General features: G+C 64.9%; 14 protein-coding genes and 1 pseudogene. 5 read left to right on the forward strand and 10 right to left on the reverse strand.

Annotation, left to right across the window (positions count from 1 at the left end; all coding sequences use genetic code 11):
- Positions 1 to 67: 67 nt before the first annotated feature.
- Genes QOH60_RS20330 through QOH60_RS20340 form a run of 3 tightly spaced genes read left to right on the forward strand, consistent with a single transcriptional unit; the run spans position 68 to position 2448 of the window.
- Positions 68 to 1102, forward strand: coding sequence for a hypothetical protein (locus tag QOH60_RS20330; RefSeq protein WP_526423673.1), 1035 nt, complete (start codon positions 68 to 70; stop codon positions 1100 to 1102).
- A 53-nt stretch (positions 1103 to 1155) separates the two neighbouring features.
- Entirely contained in the window at positions 1156 to 1941 is a 786-nt protein-coding gene (locus QOH60_RS20335; protein ID WP_526423674.1) for an LLM class F420-dependent oxidoreductase, read from the forward strand.
- 51 nt (positions 1942 to 1992) lie between these two features.
- A complete protein-coding gene (locus tag QOH60_RS20340) occupies positions 1993 to 2448 on the forward strand; it encodes a MarR family winged helix-turn-helix transcriptional regulator (protein ID WP_526423675.1) in 456 nt (151 codons plus the stop codon).
- Here the strand turns inward: QOH60_RS20340 and QOH60_RS20345 are convergent.
- The 9 genes and pseudogenes from QOH60_RS20345 to ggh all read right to left on the reverse strand — a co-directional run bounded on the left by QOH60_RS20345 (position 2445) and on the right by ggh (position 12287).
- Positions 2445 to 3728 carry a hypothetical protein gene (locus QOH60_RS20345; RefSeq protein ID WP_526423676.1) on the reverse strand — a complete coding sequence of 428 codons (1284 nt, stop codon included), beginning with the start codon at positions 3726 to 3728 and terminating at the stop codon, positions 2445 to 2447. The two genes, QOH60_RS20340 and QOH60_RS20345, sit on opposite strands and share 4 nt — an antisense overlap.
- A gap of 91 nt (positions 3729 to 3819) precedes the next feature.
- Complete coding sequence (locus tag QOH60_RS20350; protein ID WP_526423677.1) at positions 3820 to 3948, reverse strand: hypothetical protein; 129 nt, start codon at positions 3946 to 3948, stop codon at positions 3820 to 3822.
- 134 nt (positions 3949 to 4082) lie between these two features.
- Complete coding sequence (locus QOH60_RS20355) at positions 4083 to 4526, reverse strand: ankyrin repeat domain-containing protein (protein WP_526423678.1); 444 nt, start codon at positions 4524 to 4526, stop codon at positions 4083 to 4085.
- Positions 4527 to 4567: 41 nt separating this feature from the next.
- Complete coding sequence (locus QOH60_RS20360) at positions 4568 to 6034, reverse strand: catalase (protein WP_526423679.1); 1467 nt, start codon at positions 6032 to 6034, stop codon at positions 4568 to 4570.
- A 64-nt stretch (positions 6035 to 6098) separates the two neighbouring features.
- Positions 6099 to 6237 (reverse strand): annotated as a pseudogene (locus tag QOH60_RS20365) (HD domain-containing protein); the annotation flags it as partial.
- Between the two features lie 498 nt (positions 6238 to 6735).
- On the reverse strand, positions 6736 to 7449 hold the full coding sequence (locus QOH60_RS20370) for an MIP/aquaporin family protein (RefSeq protein WP_526423680.1): 714 nt from the start codon (positions 7447 to 7449) through the stop codon (positions 6736 to 6738).
- A gap of 331 nt (positions 7450 to 7780) precedes the next feature.
- Positions 7781 to 8545, reverse strand: coding sequence for a COG4705 family protein (locus QOH60_RS20375; protein WP_526423681.1), 765 nt, complete (start codon positions 8543 to 8545; stop codon positions 7781 to 7783).
- Positions 8546 to 9528: 983 nt separating this feature from the next.
- Positions 9529 to 10950 carry a BamB-related PQQ repeat family beta-propellar protein gene (locus tag QOH60_RS20380; RefSeq protein WP_526423682.1) on the reverse strand — a complete coding sequence of 474 codons (1422 nt, stop codon included), beginning with the start codon at positions 10948 to 10950 and terminating at the stop codon, positions 9529 to 9531.
- Positions 10947 to 12287, reverse strand: a complete 1341-nt coding sequence (ggh, locus tag QOH60_RS20385; protein ID WP_526423683.1) for a glucosylglycerate hydrolase — start codon at positions 12285 to 12287, stop codon at positions 10947 to 10949. Before ggh ends, QOH60_RS20380 begins: the two co-directional genes overlap by 4 nt.
- A gap of 130 nt (positions 12288 to 12417) precedes the next feature.
- Between ggh and QOH60_RS20390 the strand changes: the two genes are divergently transcribed.
- Complete coding sequence (locus tag QOH60_RS20390; RefSeq protein WP_526423684.1) at positions 12418 to 13086, forward strand: SDR family oxidoreductase; 669 nt, start codon at positions 12418 to 12420, stop codon at positions 13084 to 13086.
- 38 nt (positions 13087 to 13124) lie between these two features.
- Here QOH60_RS20390 and leuS read toward each other — a convergent pair whose 3' ends face one another.
- Positions 13125 to 16028: a leucine--tRNA ligase gene (gene leuS, locus QOH60_RS20395; RefSeq protein ID WP_526423685.1), complete on the reverse strand. Its 2904-nt coding sequence runs from the start codon at positions 16026 to 16028 to the stop codon at positions 13125 to 13127.
- A 160-nt stretch (positions 16029 to 16188) separates the two neighbouring features.
- Between leuS and QOH60_RS20400 the strand changes: the two genes are divergently transcribed.
- Positions 16189 to 16992 carry an LpqN/LpqT family lipoprotein gene (locus QOH60_RS20400; protein ID WP_526423686.1) on the forward strand — a complete coding sequence of 268 codons (804 nt, stop codon included), beginning with the start codon at positions 16189 to 16191 and terminating at the stop codon, positions 16990 to 16992.
- Positions 16993 to 17035: the final 43 nt, after the last annotated feature.

The following is a 17035-nucleotide window of genomic DNA, read 5'->3' on the forward strand; positions in this document are numbered from 1 at the left end:
TGAGAGAGACATGAGAGCAACCAGGGAGGTTCCTGGACGAAGCGCTTCGTTGGCAGAATCGAGAGCGATGAGCCGCTTGCGCGAAGAGCAGACGACACGCGCAAGCGTGCGCGGGAAGACGAAGCGATCGATGCCGCTTGTCGCGATGGTCCTGATGCTGGCCGCCTGCGTCACCGCGCCGCCCGACCGCCGTGCCGCCGTCGACGATTTGACCCGCCAACTTGCCTTGATGCCCGGGGTGCATGGCGCGCGCAACACGTTCAGCGACGACCTGGCGCGCGGACCTGCGTACTTCGAGATCGACGTCGACGTCGACGAATCCGTCACCGCCGATCAACTCTCCGCGCTCACCGCCCGGTACCTCGACGACCTCGGCCGGGTGGACTACACCGGCTACCGCGCAGAGCTCGACGTGCACCGGGGCGACAACCTGTTCCTGGTTGACACCACTGGACGTCCGGTGGCCAACCGCGACCAGATCCTCGGTGAGGCGCACAGCTGGATCGCGCTGGGCGAGCGATTCGGCGGTGGCACCGTCAAGTTGCGCGCCACGACGAGCCACGCCGACGGCAAACCACCCGTGCCGAGCTCAGGAAACATCGACCTGCCTGATGATGCCGACTACACCGCAGTCGCCGCCGCAGTGGACACACTGGGCAGCTCGTTCGCAGACCTGACCGACGGCGAGTGGACCATCAACGCGAGCAAGCAGCACCCTGCCGAGATCCACGCATCACGGCGGCTGCCGACTCCCGCTGAGATGGAGCTGTGGACCACGCTCAACGCTGACCAGTCGATCCCCCACGCAGACGTGTTCACGATCAACGGCGACTACACCGGCCCGCTGTTCGTGTCCGAGAGGATCCCCGCCGACGATCCCGAAACGGCACTGCGTCTGGCGCAGCAGCACCTGCCGCTCGTCGCGAGGCTGCCCGCCCCGGTGCTGTACACGGCGAGCAATCAATACCGGGGCCACCTCGGCTTCTACGGGCAGGCCACCGCTCCGGTGGTGGTGACGATCGGCGGGTGCAGCGCGCGCACCTACCCACCGGCGCCCGGTGAGCAGGCACTGATCGACAAGTACGAGACGTGCCGTAGGTGATGAGGCGCTTGCGCGAAGACCACCGATGAGGCCCCCGCGCTAGCGTGGGCCACATGGCCTTTCCACTTCGCATCGGTGTCCAACTGCAGCCTCAGCACGCCCCCGACTACGGCGACATCCGCGACGCCGTCCGCCGCTGTGAGGACATCGGCGTGGACGTTGCCTTCAATTGGGACCATTTCTTTCCGCTGTACGGCGATCCTGACGGAGCGCACTTCGAGTGCTGGACAATGCTGGGCGCGTGGGCGGAGCAGACGTCGCGCATCGAGATCGGCGCGCTGGTCACCTGCAACTCGTATCGCAACCCGGAACTCCTCGCCGACATGGCGCGCACCGTCGACCACATCTCGGGCGGCCGGCTGGTCCTCGGTATCGGTTCCGGCTGGAAACAACGGGACTACGACGAATACGGCTACGAGTTCGGCACCGCAGGCAGCCGGCTCGATGAGCTCAGCGAGGCGCTTCCGAGGATCGAGTCGCGGTTCGCCAAGCTCAACCCGCCCCCGACCCGTGACATCCCGTTACTCATCGGCGGCCAGGGCGAGCGTAAGACCCTGCGGCTGGTCGCCGAGCACGCCGACATCTGGCACGGCTTCACCGAGCTCGGCACCTACGAAGGCAAGGCCCAAATCCTCGCTAAGCACTGCGCCGAGGTGGGCCGCGATCCGGACACCATCGAACGGTCGGCAGGCGTCACGGGGTCCGGTGCCGAATTGCTCGCGCAGGCCGACGCGTTCGTCGCCCTCGGCGTTACGTTCCTCACGCTCGGTATCAACGGGCCTGACTACGACCTCACGGGCGCGGAGGCGCTGTGCGGGTGGCGGAATAGCCAGTCGTAGATATTCGCGGTTTCGAACCTGGCAGCATCCGACAGGTTAGACTAGCGAATTATGATCGAAACGGAGCCGCAGGTCGCTGAGCTGGCCGAAGGATTGCATCGTGTGCTCTCGAAACTCGTTTCCGTGCTTCGCCGTGGCGACACCAACCGTGTGTTCGCCGGCGACCTCACGCTGGCGCAGCTCTCGATCCTCGTCACGCTGCTCGAGCGCGGACCGATCCGGATGACCGATCTTGCCGCACACGAGCGGGTGCGCACACCGACGACCACCGTCGCGATCCGCCGGCTCGAAAAACTCGGTCTGGTCAAGCGATCGAAGGACCAGACCGACTTGCGTGCCGTGCTCGTCGCGATCACCGACAAGGGCCTCGCGGTGCACCGCGAGTCGCTGGCCAGCCGCCGCGCCGCGCTGGCGGCCATGCTGCGCGGGTTGTCCGACGAGGACCGCGAAACACTCGCGAAGGCCCTCGAGCCGCTGGAGCGGCTTGCCGGTCAGTCGACCGCTTAGCCCGGGGGCAATAGCTTCGTCGTCCCCGAGGGACCCATCGTCTTGCTGATGATCTTCGCGTAGCAGTTGTCGTGGTTGCGGCCGTTCGTCCTGCACCAGTTGAGGGCTTCATCGGCCGCATCAAAGGGGAAAGCGGCCGATGTGACCCACATGTTCTCGATGTCGTACGTGCTCCACTCGTCCGACCATGCCAACCGCACCTTGTTGTTGAACCTTGTCCGCAGATCGAGCTGCTCGTGCAGGATCTGCGAGTTGTCCCAGTTCAGGCCCTCCCAGTAATCGCCCACCTTCTTTGAGCTCAACTGCGGTACCCAGCGGCCGGCGAGGTCCCGCTGAATCACCGGGGTGTCGGCGTCAGCGATGGCCCGCAACGCATTTCCGGCAGCGCGATCGCTGTTTCCTCCGAGCGGCGTGCCGGGGCCAGACGCGGTGTACGTCGACGTAGCGCCTGTGCTGGCGGTACCAGACCTTTTCGACCCAGTGCCAGACTCGGTGGACTGAATCCGGTATCCCGGGGAGCTGGCGGTGAACTGGTCGCCCAGCATGCCCAGCGGCATCCAGTAGGTGTCGGGCGGGAACACGAACTGCTGCTCGACGGCGCCGTCGCCGGGACGCGGGACGAAGATCGGGTTCGACGACAGATCAAAGCGTCCCGACGCGACGTCCAGTCCTCCATCGGACGTGCCGATGGCAATGTTCGTGTTCGGCGACGACAACACGTCGCCCCCGTCGCAGCTCGCCGTGATCTTCAGTTTGACCGTCAGCCCGCTTGAATTGGTCGCAGCGTCGGTCATCGAATACGACGGCGGAGTACTACATTTGGTGACGTCCGACGACTTACCTGCCGTGCCACCACCACCGGGATTGGTGGTGCCGCCTTTGTTGGATCCGCTCCGTATCGCGATGATCGCGATCACTGCGATGACCGCCACTGCCGCCACGGCGGCCACCGCGATCGCGATCACGCGCCCTGAAGATCCCGACGGTGGCGGTTGCGGCGGATACTGCGGTGGCGGCGTTGGGAGCCGCTGCGTGTACTCGTAGTCGCTGCCCTGCCACGGCGATTCGGTCTCCTGGCGGGTCGGCTCATTCGACCACGCTTGAGGCTCCTGGAGCGCCATGGTCCGCTGCTGTTCGATGGGTTCGAACGTGGTCGGGGCCTCATCGGACACCCAGGGCGCCGACTCGTCCTCGACGGGTTCGGACTCGTCCTTGACCGGTTCGAACGCATCGGGCGACCACGTCGCGGACTCGTCTTCGGATGACGGATCGTCACCCATGAGACCACCTCCCGTCAGCGAACCGATGCCGGACGAGTCTAAAGCGTGTGGCGCCGCTCGCGATGAGCCTGACGAAAATATTGGCCGGCGGCTAACCGACGGTCGACGGGACGTGCGACGGGTCCCAGCCGTCTTCGACGGCATAGGAAAGCCGCACTAAGTGGAGGTCGAGACCCTCGGGCAGGTCGAGCTCGTCGCGATAGCTTGTTCTCGAACTCATTTAGTGTCAACCGATTTCGGTGATACATCGCCAGAATTTGTGCGGGGTTCCCAGCGCGCCCGCGCCCAGCGCGACTCCAAAACCCCCCGAATTGCGCGGAATGGTCTGCCCGATGCTACGTGTGCGCGCTGCGGCTAGACGTTCACGCTGCGCCGTCGCTGCATATGTTGCAGCAGCTGCCCCGCGAGTGGCTCCTTGCCGAAGAACCGTGCAGTCTCAAGCGCGCACGGCGAGCCTGCCAGCGGATCGGCATCTGCGCCCACCAGCAGTTCTATGATCGTGGTCTCGTTCTTGAAGACGGCGCCTGCCAACGGGGTCTGTCCTCGATTGTTGTGTCGATCAACGTCGACCCCCCGCGCGATCAGCGCGGCGACGGTCGAGTCGTGTCCGTGATAGGCCGCCAGCATCACGAGCGTGTCGCCGTTGGTGTTGGTGAGGTTCACTGGTACGCCCGCGTCGAGATAGGCGGCCAAGGTTGCAGTGTCCCCGCTGCGCGCCATATCGAATATGCGCGCCGCCAGGTCCAGGACTTGGCTATCGAGCGCGCCGCCCGGTCTGTCAATGAGGTGATCTGTCATATCAACTCCAAACTGGTCAGCGTCGGGCGAGCGGTCGGTTGTCACAGCGCACCGAGGGCCTCACACGCCTTGCGCACGCCTTCGCCGTAGGCGGGGTCGGCCTGGGTGCAGTTCTCGATGTGCTTCTCGACCGTCTGGGGCCGGGCACCCTTGATGGCGCGCGCGGTGTTCTCGAATAGCCTCTGCTGCTCGTCGCCCGTCATGAGCCGGAACAGGTCACCGGGTTGTTCGAAGTAGTTGTCGTCGTCGGCGCGGAAATCGAAGTGATCCGCGGTGGACCCGATCGACTCAGCGGGATCGGCGTAGGCGGGCTGCTCGGCCCAGCGGCCGAAGTTGTTGGGCTCAACACCGGCGACCCCACCCTGGTTGCCGTCGACGCGCACGGCCCCATCGCGGTGGTAGGTGTTGACCAGCTTGGCTGCACGTGGATAGTTGACCGGGATCTGGTGGTGGTTGACACCGACCCGGTAGCGGGCAGCGTCTCCGTAGGAGAACAGCCGGCCCTGCAGCATCTTGTCCGGGCTAAACGAGATTCCCGGAACGAGGTTGGACGGGGTGAATGCGGCCTGCTCGACGTCGGCGAAGTAGTTGTCCGGGTTGCGGTTGAGCTCGTATTCTCCGACCTCGATCAGCGGGTAATCCTTCTGGCTCCACACCTTGGTCAGGTCGAAGGGGTGGAAGCGGTAGGTGGCGGCGTCGGCTTCGGGCATCACCTGGATGTACACGCCCCATTTCGGGTAATCGCCGCGCTCGATCGCGTCGAACAGGTCGCGGCCGTGGGACTCGCGGTCGCGGCCGATCAGTTCTCCTGCTTCGGCGTCGGTGAGGCACTCGATGCCCTGCTGGGTGCGGAAGTGGAACTTGACCCAGTGCCGCTGGCCTTCAGCGTTGATCATGCTGTAGGCGTGTGAGCCGTAGCCGTGCATGTGCCGGAAGGAGCGGGGGATGCCGCGGTCGCTCATGGTGATGGTGACCTGGTGCAGTGATTCGGGCAGGTTGGTCCAATAGCCCCAGTTGTTCTCGGGGTCACGCATATTGGTGCGCGGGTCGCGCTTGACTGCGCGGTTGAGGTCGGGGAACTTCAGCGGGTCGCGGTGAAAGAAGACCGGGGTGTTGTTGCCGACCACGTCCCAGTTGCCTTCGGTGGTGTAGAAGCGCAGCGCGTAGCCGCGGATGTCGCGCTCGGCGTCGGCGGCGCCGCGTTCGCCGGCCACGGTGGAGAACCGGGCGAACATCTCACAGCTGTTGCCGACCTGGCTGAAGATCGCCGCCTTCGTGTACCGGGTGATGTCGTGGGTGACGCGCAACGTGCCGAAGGCGCCGGAACCCTTGGCGTGCATGCGCCGCTCGGGGATGACTTCGCGGGCGAAGTGGGCGAGCTTCTCGATAAGCCAAAGATCCTGCAGGAGTAGCGGGCCGCGTGGACCGGCGCTCATGCTGTTCTGGTTGTCGGTGACGGGCGCTCCCGCCGCGGTGGTCAGCGGTTTGGTGTTCTCTTCGAATGCCATCTTCTTCTCCTTGGTGGTGGGTATGGGATTAGGTGGGGCCTAGTTCGGTTGATTTCGATTTCGCTGCGTTGACATTTCCGAAAGTGCTGTGCGGGCGGTGGTTGTTGCCGTCATTGAACGCTCGCAGTATCCGGCCGCTTGAAATCTGGTCGCGGATGGGCGGCGGTGACGGCCCCAAGCGCCTCTGGGGACAGCGCGTCACGCCGGCGATACTGTCGACGGCAGTGGTAGACATGTGCACTCCAGGAATCAGTGATGTATCGGGTTGTGTGCGCCCAGTTTTGGGAGTCGACATGCTGACACCATTGGTGCCGCCGCAGACCCGCTTTGGGCACGCCCACGTTTGCGCCCCTTAGAGCGGGCCCGTGGTGTGATCACGGCTTACCTTCGTCTGTCATCGTCACAGCCACGATCGGCGATGTCGCTACCGCTGCCATGCAACCGACATACCTGCTGGCTGCAATCGGCCGCGCGGATGGCTGGGCTGGACGCGCCCGAGCCGCCTCGAGGGGACGGGATTCGCGGGCTCCTAGTTGGGCGACCGCGCCGAAATTCTGGGTCGGGACGACCCAGTACAACTGGGGGAATTCGCTGTACTGAAGGCCAGCGATGACCCCACTCTGGACTTCCCGACGGCGAATTCGACCGTCTGCATTGTGCGTTTCTGTCATCTGCTCGACCAGGTAGTGGTGCTGAAGCACCTATTTGTCGTCGGGGTTGAGGGCCAGGAAGGTCCATCCGGCGGCGGCGCCGGCGATGAGCTGCGCCACCAGGTACACCCACAGCGTCGGCCAGGCGAAGATTCCCATCACGGCACCGGCGACGGTGACCGCAGGGTTGAACGCGCCACCTGAGATGCCGCCGACTGCGACGGCACCGGCCAGCACCGTGAACCCGATCGCCAAGCCGTAAAAGGAGTTGGTCGGGTGGTCTTTACTGGTCGCCACATTCAGCACGACATAGCACAGCGCGAAGGTGAACAGCAGCTCAACGACGAACGCCGCCAACAGGGTTGGGCCGTTAAGGGTCACGGTCGCCGCGGCGGCGGTTTGCGTCGGATCGATGACCGTGCGCACCAGCAGGGCCGCGATCAGCCCGGCACCGGTCTGGCTCAGCCAGTACCCGGCCGCATCACGCGCACCGATCCGGTGGCGTACGAGCGCGGCCAGGGTCACCGCGGGGTTGTAGTGCCCGCCCGAGAGATGGCCGCCGGCATAGATCATCACCATCAGCGCCGCGCCGATGGCTAACGGAGCCAGTGGGCTGTGACCGCCTACGGCTGCGCCAATGGTGAATACCAGAAAGAATGTTCCGATCGCCTCGACCGCGTACTTCACCGCCGGTCGCGGGCCGGTTGCGATGATGGGTTCGGCGGTGAGTTGTTGAGCTGATGCGTGAGATGTACTGAGGTCCATGGGTTCTAGTCTCGTGCTTCGCCCGGCAGTAGTCGTCGCAGTTAACGGCCGACTATCCCTACCGCTACCCCTACTTCTGGTTTACCCGGTGGCTATAACGAGACTAGAAGTGAGAGCAGGGGTCTCGTCCGGGGGCGAGCTCACGAAGAGCCTCCACTGGAGCGCCGGCAGAGGGCGGCAGTGGCTCACTACATCTACGTGGGCCACCCGGTCAGCCCTCAATGTCGGTAATGAAGTTCGGCAGTTGGATTTGCTCTGGCATGATTTATCTCGCCGAAAGCCTCACGTGCGGCGCCAAATAGCGCGATGCAGACTGCTCACCATCGCAGGATCATTCGGAGATTCCTCCGGCCCATGCTGGGGATTTCGTGCTGCTGCTTGTCACGTTGGAGCGCCTGGCGGCTGCAATGGTGACCAAGATGAGGGCGATCATCAGCAGAACGGCGGCGACAGGGCCGTCGCCGTAGGCGAGGCCTCCGACCTTGCCGGGCTTACTCATCCAATCCGCGACGGAAGCGCCGAGTGGTCGGGTAAGGATATACGCCCACCAGAAGGCCAAGATACTGCTGAGGTGAAAACGCCAAGCGCCCAGAGCAGGCACGGCCATGACGACTGCGAACAGAACGATCGATCCGACGAATCCGAAGTGCAGTTGGCTTGCCGTCAGGTCGCCGGCGGCCGTTCCGAGGGCGAATGTGAACGACACTGCGAGCCAGTAAAAAACCTCACGGCGGCGTGTTGTGATGCTGTGAATAGACAGTGTGTTCTCGCTGCGATGCCATATCCAGAAAGTCGCTGCGAGCGCGAGGGCGCAGAGCAGGGTGGACGTCCCAAAGGAGACGCCAAGCTGGTGATGAACCACATCGGCGGCCATGGTGCCGAAGACGGCGACCATCATCACTGCCGACCAGTAGGCGAAGGCGTGGTAACGCCGTGTCCGAAACTGAACCCACAGGGCAAATGCGAAGCCTGTTGCACCGATAACCAAACCCACAAAGCTCATCGTGCTGAGCAGGTAATCCGATGCAGCCTCACCCATTGCGGTCGTTACGAGCTTTAAGGCCCAGAACGACGCGGTTGTGTCAGGCACTTTCACGGCGAGTGGCTCGCGTCGTACGCGAACTTGACTGTCGGCCCTCACGGTCGCCTGCCAACTGTCCAACTCGCATCAGGTGAGCTGATCGCAAGCATTGTTATCGGTTCCTCCCTTGACGCGTCGGTTAACCCTTGGTTCTTCGAAGAGTGGGCCAGGCGCCGAGTTAGCCCCTGCGGGGGCGACGGCAGCGGAAACCAGAGGCTCGCCGGCATCCGCGGATCGTTGGCCGCATCTTTGAGTTGTTCGGCCACTTCGCCGTCGAACGCCACGATAAAGGCGAATGTTAACAATCTCCTGTGGCGAAACTGGGTAGCAGCCAACGCGTTTGGAATGCGGCTGGATTGAGCACGGTATGCGGCCTTGGAGGCAGGCTGCCAGCAAGGCAAAGATTATGGCTAGCGGGGGCCGGGGCGCGCACCCGCGCGAGAATGATCGTTCGACCCTGAGCTCGGCGCCCAATTCCGTTGACATGCCGAGGCATGCTGACGCGGGCCAGGGTAATGGACCTGGATCAGATGGGGTTGATCGCTTCGAGGTTGCGCCCGGTGGTGCGAGGTTCCGTCAATGCGATCGCGGCCATCGTAGCTGCAAGCACGGCGCGTCCTCCGCTCGTCCCAGATCGCGTCGGCGCCACGCCTGTCTGACCAAATTTGCCCGCGGTCTAAGGCCGATCGCCGGACCCACACAAACGAGCGATGCGATAAATGTTGTGAGACAACGAATCCGATATCAGTTGTTGTCTGTCGATGTCTGCGCCTGGCACGGGATCGTGATAAGCCTGTGCGCCAAGTAATTTGGCCAAGGACATCGCCATCGTGCACTCCGCAATGCGTAACAAGACGCGGCTTGCGGCGTTGCAGGTCAACGACTTCAGGGCGTCTGGACAAAGTGTGGCGAGACGTGTGCGACGAAGTTGCTGCCAGGGAATTGCCCACTCATTCTCAAGAGGTGGAGCGGACTCTCATCACCCGAACGACGGACAGTTACCTACGCGTGCCGATTTCTCCGGGCACATGTGACGGCCCGCCGGTCGGCCGGTACAGGCTGATCGCGTCGGCCGTCATCGTGACCAAGCCGGCTTGGGCCACCTCGGCTGCGAGATAGTCATCGCCCACGACGTGCTCCTTGAACGTCCACGCCGTCGAGCCGTCTGTCAGCGAGAGCGCGATGACGCGGCCCGCGCCGGTTCCGATCACCCGCGCGCCGTCGGTGATCGTCGGCAACCAGTTCTGGTCAGGTCGGCTGGTCGACCACCGACTCTTTCCGGTGTGCATGTCGTACGCGGTGACGGTGGTGCCTGTCGCGTGGACGGCGACGTCACCGACGAGGGAATACTTCTCGTACAAGCCGGCCAGACTCGGGGCTGACCACTTCTGATCGCCTGTCACGAAGTCGACGGCGGTGCCGTTAGGCAGCAGAACAGGAGGGTTCGCCAGCGCGGTCACCCACATCATCGGCTCTACCGGAGCCGGGCCGGTGCGGTATCTCTGCGCGTCCGGCCCGAAAAACGTCGCTTGATCCCCCTTCGGGGGGTAGCCGTCGATGCAGCGCGCGACGACTGCGCCCGTTCCCGGGAAGACGGCGACCAGCCACGCCGCGTCGTCGACGAGCGTCGAGCCGTCCCCGAGTTTGAGGGCCGCATCGGGCATTCCGAGGTTGGTGCCCACGAATCCGTCGTCGACCCTGACGTCGAGCTCGTCGCTGTTTCCGTTGTGGCACAGGGTGGCGTCGACCTTCGTGGTCCAGAACTTCGCCGGGTCGTTCACCGTCCCGCTGGAGATGACCTTCTCGTAATTGACCGACTGCGAGTCGTGGGCCACCCCGCCGGCGACTACCACGGCGTTGCCATCCGATGCGACGTCGCCGGGCATGAAGTCGGGCGTGTACTTCGACGCGATGCCGCCGTCGGACATCTTGATGAACACCACGTCGTCGTCGGAAATGCACGCCAGCAGACCCGACACCAGATGCGCCGCGCAGCCACCCAACGGGCCGAACGGGATGGCCCACGCGGTCCGGCCGGTCGCGGCGTCGAGCGCCACCAGCCGGGCGGTGCGGTGGGTCGAGGCGTCGACCACACGCACGACAATGCGATCGCCGGCGTCGATCAGCCCGCGCAGCGACCACGACCCCATGTCGATTTCCGTGTTGGGTGTCCAGACCGTCGAACCCGGTAACAGGTCGGCGGCCCGGACCGTCCACGCCGCGGTCGGCTGCTGCGGATATGTGCCGGCCAGCAACCCCTCGGGGCGCCTCGCAGCGGACTCGTCGCGCGAGATGACCAGCACCACCGCCGTGATGGCCAGCGCCACGACGACGATCACCGCTGCGGCCACCCACAGCAGTCGTCGGTCAAATGGCCTGCGCTCCTTGGGCGGCGGGCCCCAATACATCGGCTCGTTCATCCGAGCCAGTCAAGCACTGCCGCCGCGGTCCACGACTGTTGCATGCTGCCAAGCGGCTCACCGGTGAACGGCTCGTAATACTCCGCGAACGTTCCGTCGCTGGCCTGACGGAGCCCCTCGCGCCTCAGATTCCGGGAGCGTTCGGCCCACCCTCGGCGCGCGAACGCCCACGAGAAGAGCCACGTCACCACCGGCCACACCGGTCCGCGCCAGTACTCCCGCGGCCGGAAGTCCCGTGACACGGGCGACGTCGAGGGGATCAATGCGAACCGGAGGTCAGGGTGCCCGCAGAACCTCGGGCCCTCCAGAAGTCGCAGCAGCGCTCTTTCCCTGTTGTGCGGCAGACCGCCGCACAACAGCGGCGCGAACTGGGCCACGGTCTCAGTCGCGATCACCTTCTCCGCCCGCACATCGTAATCCCTTGCGGCGCCTGTTCTTTCGTCGGTTGTCTCGACAACACCCGCGCGAAATCGCTCCGCCCATGAATACAGGTCACGGACGTCGGCGTGCGGCCTGCTGTAGTCCTCGCCGATGTTCGCGAGCACCTCGCAGGCGAGAGCGAAGATTGCCGACACGAAGACATCCTCGACCACGAAACTCATTACCTTCGGCAGAAGTTCGTCGTCGTAGCGGGCGATCTTCATTTCCTCGACCAACCAGAGGTAGCGGTCGTACTCGCTGTCCGACGGCCGTTGGGAGGGGTCGTCGACGATCAGGTTGTCCCGCCGCTCGTATTCCGGCAGCACACCTGGAATCACGTTGGCGTACGCCTCATCCCACCGCGGCGAGTTGTCCATCCCGGATTCCCAGCCGTGATACAGCGTGATGCGCCCGCGGCCGCGCTGATCGCGGGCCTCGGCCAGCCACCGGTGCCAGCGCACCAGATCGGGCCAGCGGCGGTCCAGGAACGCCTCGGCGACGTGGCGGGTCGACCGGCCCCGCCTACGCGCGTGATCGAGAATTCGCTCGACGGCGATCGCATGGACGGGAGGCTGTGTGATGCCCGACGTGTGACGGTCCAGCGGCGCGGTGCCCGCCAACGCAGCGCACGCCCAACGGGCCGGCCCCGGAAAGTAGTTGTCGACGGTGTTGGCGAACACGATGTGCGGGATCATCCCGTTCGTCCACTGCGCTGACAGCAGCGTGTCGAGTTCGACCACGGCCCGCTCGACGCTCAGCGGCGCGAGCCCCACCGAGACGAAAGCCGCGTCCCAGCTCCACATGTGCGGATACAGCAACGGCGCCGCCGTGGTCATCACTCCCAGGTCATTGCCCCGCAGCAAGTACGCAGCGCGCGCGGCGAGCTGCGTCTGCGAGAAGCTGGGATCAGGCGCCATCCCTCCTATCATGCGGCGATCGGCGCCGGCTCGCCCGGCAAAGACCGATGAGCCGCTTGCGCGAAGAGCAACAAATGCGATGAGCCGCTTGCGCGAAGAGCAACAGCCCCCTCCCGATAGGGTGGCTTTCATGCCGGAGAAACCCGTTGCACTGATCACCGGAGCCACCGGCGGCCTCGGTTCCGCGATCGCCACCGCGCTGTCTGGGACACATGAACTCCTGCTGGCGGGCCGTCCGTCGAAACGCCTCGACGAGATGGTCTCGCGCCTTTCCGCCACCGAGGTGCCGCTGGACCTCAGCGACGTCGGCTCCAAGAGTCCCGTCCCCGTCGAGGCGCTCGACGTGTTGGTGCACAACGCCGGCGTCGCCTACCCGGATGACCTCGCCGACTCACGAATCGAGGACTGGCGAACCACTCTCGAGGTCAACGTGCTTGGGCCGGTCGCAGTGACGCAGGCGTTGCTTCCAGCGCTGCGACGCGCGAAAGGCCAAGTGATTTTCATCAATTCCGGCGCGGGGCTCAACGTGCTGCCTGGGATGGCGTCGTACTCGGCGAGCAAGTTCGCATTGCGCGCCTACGCCGACTCGCTGCGAATCGAAGAGCCGAAGTTGCGCGTCACCTCCGTGCATGCGGGCCGGATCGACACTGCCATGCAGCGCAAGCTGGTCGAGTACGAAGGCGGGAAATACGACGCGGCGCACTATTTGAAACCGGACACAGTCGCGCGCGCGATCGTCGACATCGTGGGCACGCCGGCCGACGGACACGTGCACCAGATCGTGCTCCGACAGCGATGAGCGCTTGCGCGAAGAGCAGAAGACAGCGCTGACGCGCGTCAGACGACGAGATTCACCAGCCGACCCGGGACCACGATCACCTTTTTCGGCGTGGCGCCCGACAGGAACGCCGCCACCTTCTCGTCGGCCAGCGCGGCGGCCTCCAAGGTCTCGGCACTTGCGTCGGCGGCTACCGAAATATGGCTGCGCACTTTGCCATTCACTTGCACCGGGTACTCGACGGTGTCGTCGACGAGGTACTGCGGATCGGGCTGCGGGAAGGGGCCGTGCGCCAGCGAGCGGTCATGGCCCAGGCGGTTCCACATCTCCTCGGCCATGTGCGGTGCGACCGGGGCGAGCATCAAGACCAGCGGCTCGACAGCAGCCCGTGCCGTAATCGACTGCTTGGTAAGGTGATTCGTGTACTCGATGAGCTTGGCCACTGCCGTGTTGTTGCGCAGGCTCACGTAGTCGTCGATCACCCCCGCGATTGTGCGGTTCATGATGCGCAGCGTGACGTCGTCAAGCGCGTCCTCAGTGGCCAGCGCCTCGCCGGTCTGCTCGTCGACCACCAGCCGCCAGGCGCGCTGCAGGAATCGGTAGGCGCCGACGACGTCCTTGGGGGCCCACGGTCGTGATGCCTCCAGCGGGCCCATCGACATCTCGTACACGCGCAGTGTGTCCGCGCCGTATTCGTCGCAGATCTCGTCGGGCGACACAACGTTCTTCAGGCTCTTGCCGATCTTCCCGAACTCCTGGTCCACCTCGATCTCGCCCTGCGGACTCTCGAAGTAGAACCGCCCGTCTCGTTCGGTGACCTCGGCGGCCGGTACGTAAACGCCCCGCGCGTCGGTGTACGCGAAACCCTGGATGTAGCCCTGGTTGATCAGTCGGCGGTACGGTTCGCGGGAACTGACATGACCCAGGTCGTAGAGCACTTTGTGCCAGAACCTCGCGTACAGCAGGTGCAGCACCGCGTGCTCGACGCCACCGACGTAGAGGTCCACCCCGCCCGGATCATCGGGGTGGTGCTCAGACGGCCTTGGCCCCATCCAGTACGCCTCGTTCTCCTTGGCGCAAAACTCTTTTGAGTTACACGGATCCACATAGCGCAGTTCGTACCACGAGCTTGCGGCCCACTGCGGCATCACGTTGGTGTCCCGCATATAGGGCCTCGGGCCGTCACCGAGATCAAGTTCGACGTGCACCCAGTCGGTTGCTTTGGCCAGCGGCGGCGACGGCTCACTGTCGGCGTCGTCGGGATCGAACACGACTGGTGCGTAGTCGGGGATGTCCGGCAGCACCACCGGCAGCTGCGATTCCGGCAGTGGATACGCTCTGCCATCCTCGTCGTAGACGATCGGAAATGGTTCACCCCAATATCTTTGGCGCGCGAACAGCCAGTCCCGAAGCTTGAATTCGACCCGGGCCGCGCCGCGACCGTCGGCCTCCAGCCGCCGCGTGATCGTCTCCTTGGCGGCGTCGACGCTTAGCCCGTCGAGGTAGCCGGAGTTGACCGCGGGACCGTCACCGAGATACGGCTCGTTCGAAACATCGCCGCCAGCAATGACTTCCACGATCGGCAACCCGAATTCCGTGGCGAACTGCCAGTCTCGCTGGTCATGGCCGGGAACGGCCATGATGGCCCCCGTGCCGTAGCCGGCAAGGACATAGTCGGCGATGAAGACCGGGATCTGTTCGCCGTTGGCCGGATTGGTGGCATACGTGCCCAGGAACACGCCCGTCTTGGTCTTGTTCTCCTGACGTTCCAGATCCGACTTCGCCGCGATCGCGTTCCGGTACAGGCGAACCGCATCCGCAGGCGATGACACCCCGTACGTCCACCGGGAGTCGGTGCCGTGGGGCCACGCGTCGGCGATCAGGCGGTCGACGAGTTCGTGTTCGGGCGCCAGCACCATGTACGTTGCGCCGAACATCGTGTCCTGACGCGTGGTGAATACCTCGATATTCACCGTCTCGCCGTCGTTCGCCGCTGCTGCAAACAGCGCCGCGGCACCGGTGGACCTGCCGATCCAGTTGCGCTGCATGGTTTTGACCTTCGCCGGCCAGTCCAGCAGGTCGAGATCGTCCAGCAGCCGGTCGGAGTATGCGGTAATTCGCATCATCCACTGCCGCAGGCGTTTCCGGAACACGGGAAAGTTACCGCGGTCGCTGCGTCCGTCGGCGGTGACCTCTTCATTGGCCAGCACCGTACCGAGGCCGGGACACCAGTTGACCACCGAGTCTGCTCTGTACACCAGGCGGTGCGAGTCGACGATGTCGGCGCGCTCACCCACCGACAGGTCCTGCCAGCTTCTGCCATCTGCCAGAAGCCGTGTGCCCGAATCGAATTCGGCTGCCAGTTGGGCGATGGGCCGAGCCATCGCGGCGTCGGCGTCATACCAGGCGTTGTAGATCTGCAGGAAGATCCACTGCGTCCATTTGTAGAATTCGGGGTCGGTGGTCGAGAAGCTGCGGCGCGTGTCGTGCCCCAACCCGAGCCTGCCCAGCTGGCGCCGGTAGTTGACGATGTTGGCCTCTGTGCGCGTGCGTGGATGCGTGCCGGTTTGGATGGCGTATTGCTCCGCAGGTAGCCCGAAAGCATCAAAGCCGAACGCATGCAACACGTTGCGGCCGGTCATCCGGTAGTAGCGCCCGTAGACGTCGGTGGCGATGTAGCCCAGCGGATGACCGACGTGCAGGCCCTCGCCCGAGGGGTAGGGAAACATGTCAAGGACGAACATCTTGTCGTCGGGAACCGCCGCGCCGTCGGCCGGCGCGAGCGAACCCACCGGGTTGGGCACATTGAAAGCACCCGCTTCGGCCCACCGTTGCTGCCATGCGCGCTCGAGCTTGCCAGCCAGTTCCGCGGTGTAGCGAAACTTCGGCACATCACCCACCCTGGCGGATTGTTCTTCGGTCACGCGCTCAGCGGCACTTCCGGTTGTCGGGGCGTCGGTCACGTCAACAGGTTAGTCATGTCCGTGCCAGGTCTCGGTTCCGTCGCGGACCGGTCAGGGCTCGATACCGGAACCCTCGCGCGACTAGTAGTACCAGAGTGACAGTTGTTAACGTCTGCATCCTGTTGGTCCGGTGCACGCGCGCGGAGGGAGGAGTGCCGCGATGGTCGATTCCGCCAGGGCTCGGCTGGCGCTGACGAGTGCCTGCGCAGCCACCGTTGCCGTAGTCATCTGCGTGACCTGCCCCGTCGCGGTCGCCGAACCGTTGCCTCCGCCCATGCCGACGCCGGTCCCGGCGGCGCAAGCCATCCCCATGGCTCCTGCTCCGGTCGTCGCGCCCGCCGCGCTCGGAGCGACCGCGCCGACTGTGCCTGCGCCCGGTGCCGCACCGGCCCCCGCGCCTGCGCCGGTCCCCGCCACCTCTGGCACACTTCGCGATTACTTCGCCGGGAAGCGCGTCCAGCTGGAACCACAACACTCCGTTGGCTTTTCGGCTTTAAGCATCACGCTGCCGTTGCCTGCGGGCTGGGCACAGGTGCCCAACCCGAACGTGCCCGACGCCTTCGCGGTGATCGCCAACCGGAGCAGCCCCGATCTGTACACGCCCAACGCGCAGGTCGTGGTCTACAAACTGGTCGGCGACTTCGACCCCAAGGAAGCCGTCACTCACGGCTTCATCGACAGCCAGTCGTTGCCGGCATGGCAGACCACCGATGCGTCGCTCGCCGACTTCTACGGCCTTTCCTCGGCGGCGATCGAGGGCACCTACCGCCAGAACGACATGACGCTCAACACGTGTCGCCGCCATGTCATCGCGACCACCGCGAACGGCAAGTACCTCGTCTCGCTGTCGGTCACCACGCAAGGGACCAGCCAGGCAGCGCCCGTCGCCGCCGATGCCACCGACGCGATCATCAACGGCTTCAGGGTGAGCACTCCGGCCCCAGGACCGAGGCCCGCATCCTGAAGGCATAGGCCGTCCGGCGCGGCACGCGTGGCCCTCGTATTGT

The sequence above is a fragment of the Mycobacterium sp. genome (assembly GCF_032159765.1).
In the GTDB taxonomy this organism is placed as follows: domain Bacteria; phylum Actinomycetota; class Actinomycetes; order Mycobacteriales; family Mycobacteriaceae; genus Mycobacterium.

Coding starts and splice junctions, on each gene's coding strand:
- QOH60_RS20330 (WP_526423673.1), top strand. CDS start 68: ATGAGCCGCTTGCGCGAAGAGCAGACGACACGCGCAAGCGTGCGCGGG.
- QOH60_RS20335 (WP_526423674.1), top strand. CDS start 1,156: ATGGCCTTTCCACTTCGCATCGGTGTCCAACTGCAGCCTCAGCACGCC.
- QOH60_RS20340 (WP_526423675.1), top strand. CDS start 1,993: ATGATCGAAACGGAGCCGCAGGTCGCTGAGCTGGCCGAAGGATTGCAT.
- QOH60_RS20345 (WP_526423676.1), bottom strand. CDS start 3,728: ATGGGTGACGATCCGTCATCCGAAGACGAGTCCGCGACGTGGTCGCCC.
- QOH60_RS20350 (WP_526423677.1), bottom strand. CDS start 3,948: ATGAGTTCGAGAACAAGCTATCGCGACGAGCTCGACCTGCCCGAGGGT.
- QOH60_RS20355 (WP_526423678.1), bottom strand. CDS start 4,526: ATGACAGATCACCTCATTGACAGACCGGGCGGCGCGCTCGATAGCCAA.
- QOH60_RS20360 (WP_526423679.1), bottom strand. CDS start 6,034: ATGGCATTCGAAGAGAACACCAAACCGCTGACCACCGCGGCGGGAGCG.
- QOH60_RS20370 (WP_526423680.1), bottom strand. CDS start 7,449: ATGGACCTCAGTACATCTCACGCATCAGCTCAACAACTCACCGCCGAA.
- QOH60_RS20380 (WP_526423682.1), bottom strand. CDS start 10,950: ATGAACGAGCCGATGTATTGGGGCCCGCCGCCCAAGGAGCGCAGGCCA.
- ggh (WP_526423683.1), bottom strand. CDS start 12,287: ATGGCGCCTGATCCCAGCTTCTCGCAGACGCAGCTCGCCGCGCGCGCT.
- QOH60_RS20390 (WP_526423684.1), top strand. CDS start 12,418: ATGCCGGAGAAACCCGTTGCACTGATCACCGGAGCCACCGGCGGCCTC.
- QOH60_RS20400 (WP_526423686.1), top strand. CDS start 16,189: ATGGTCGATTCCGCCAGGGCTCGGCTGGCGCTGACGAGTGCCTGCGCA.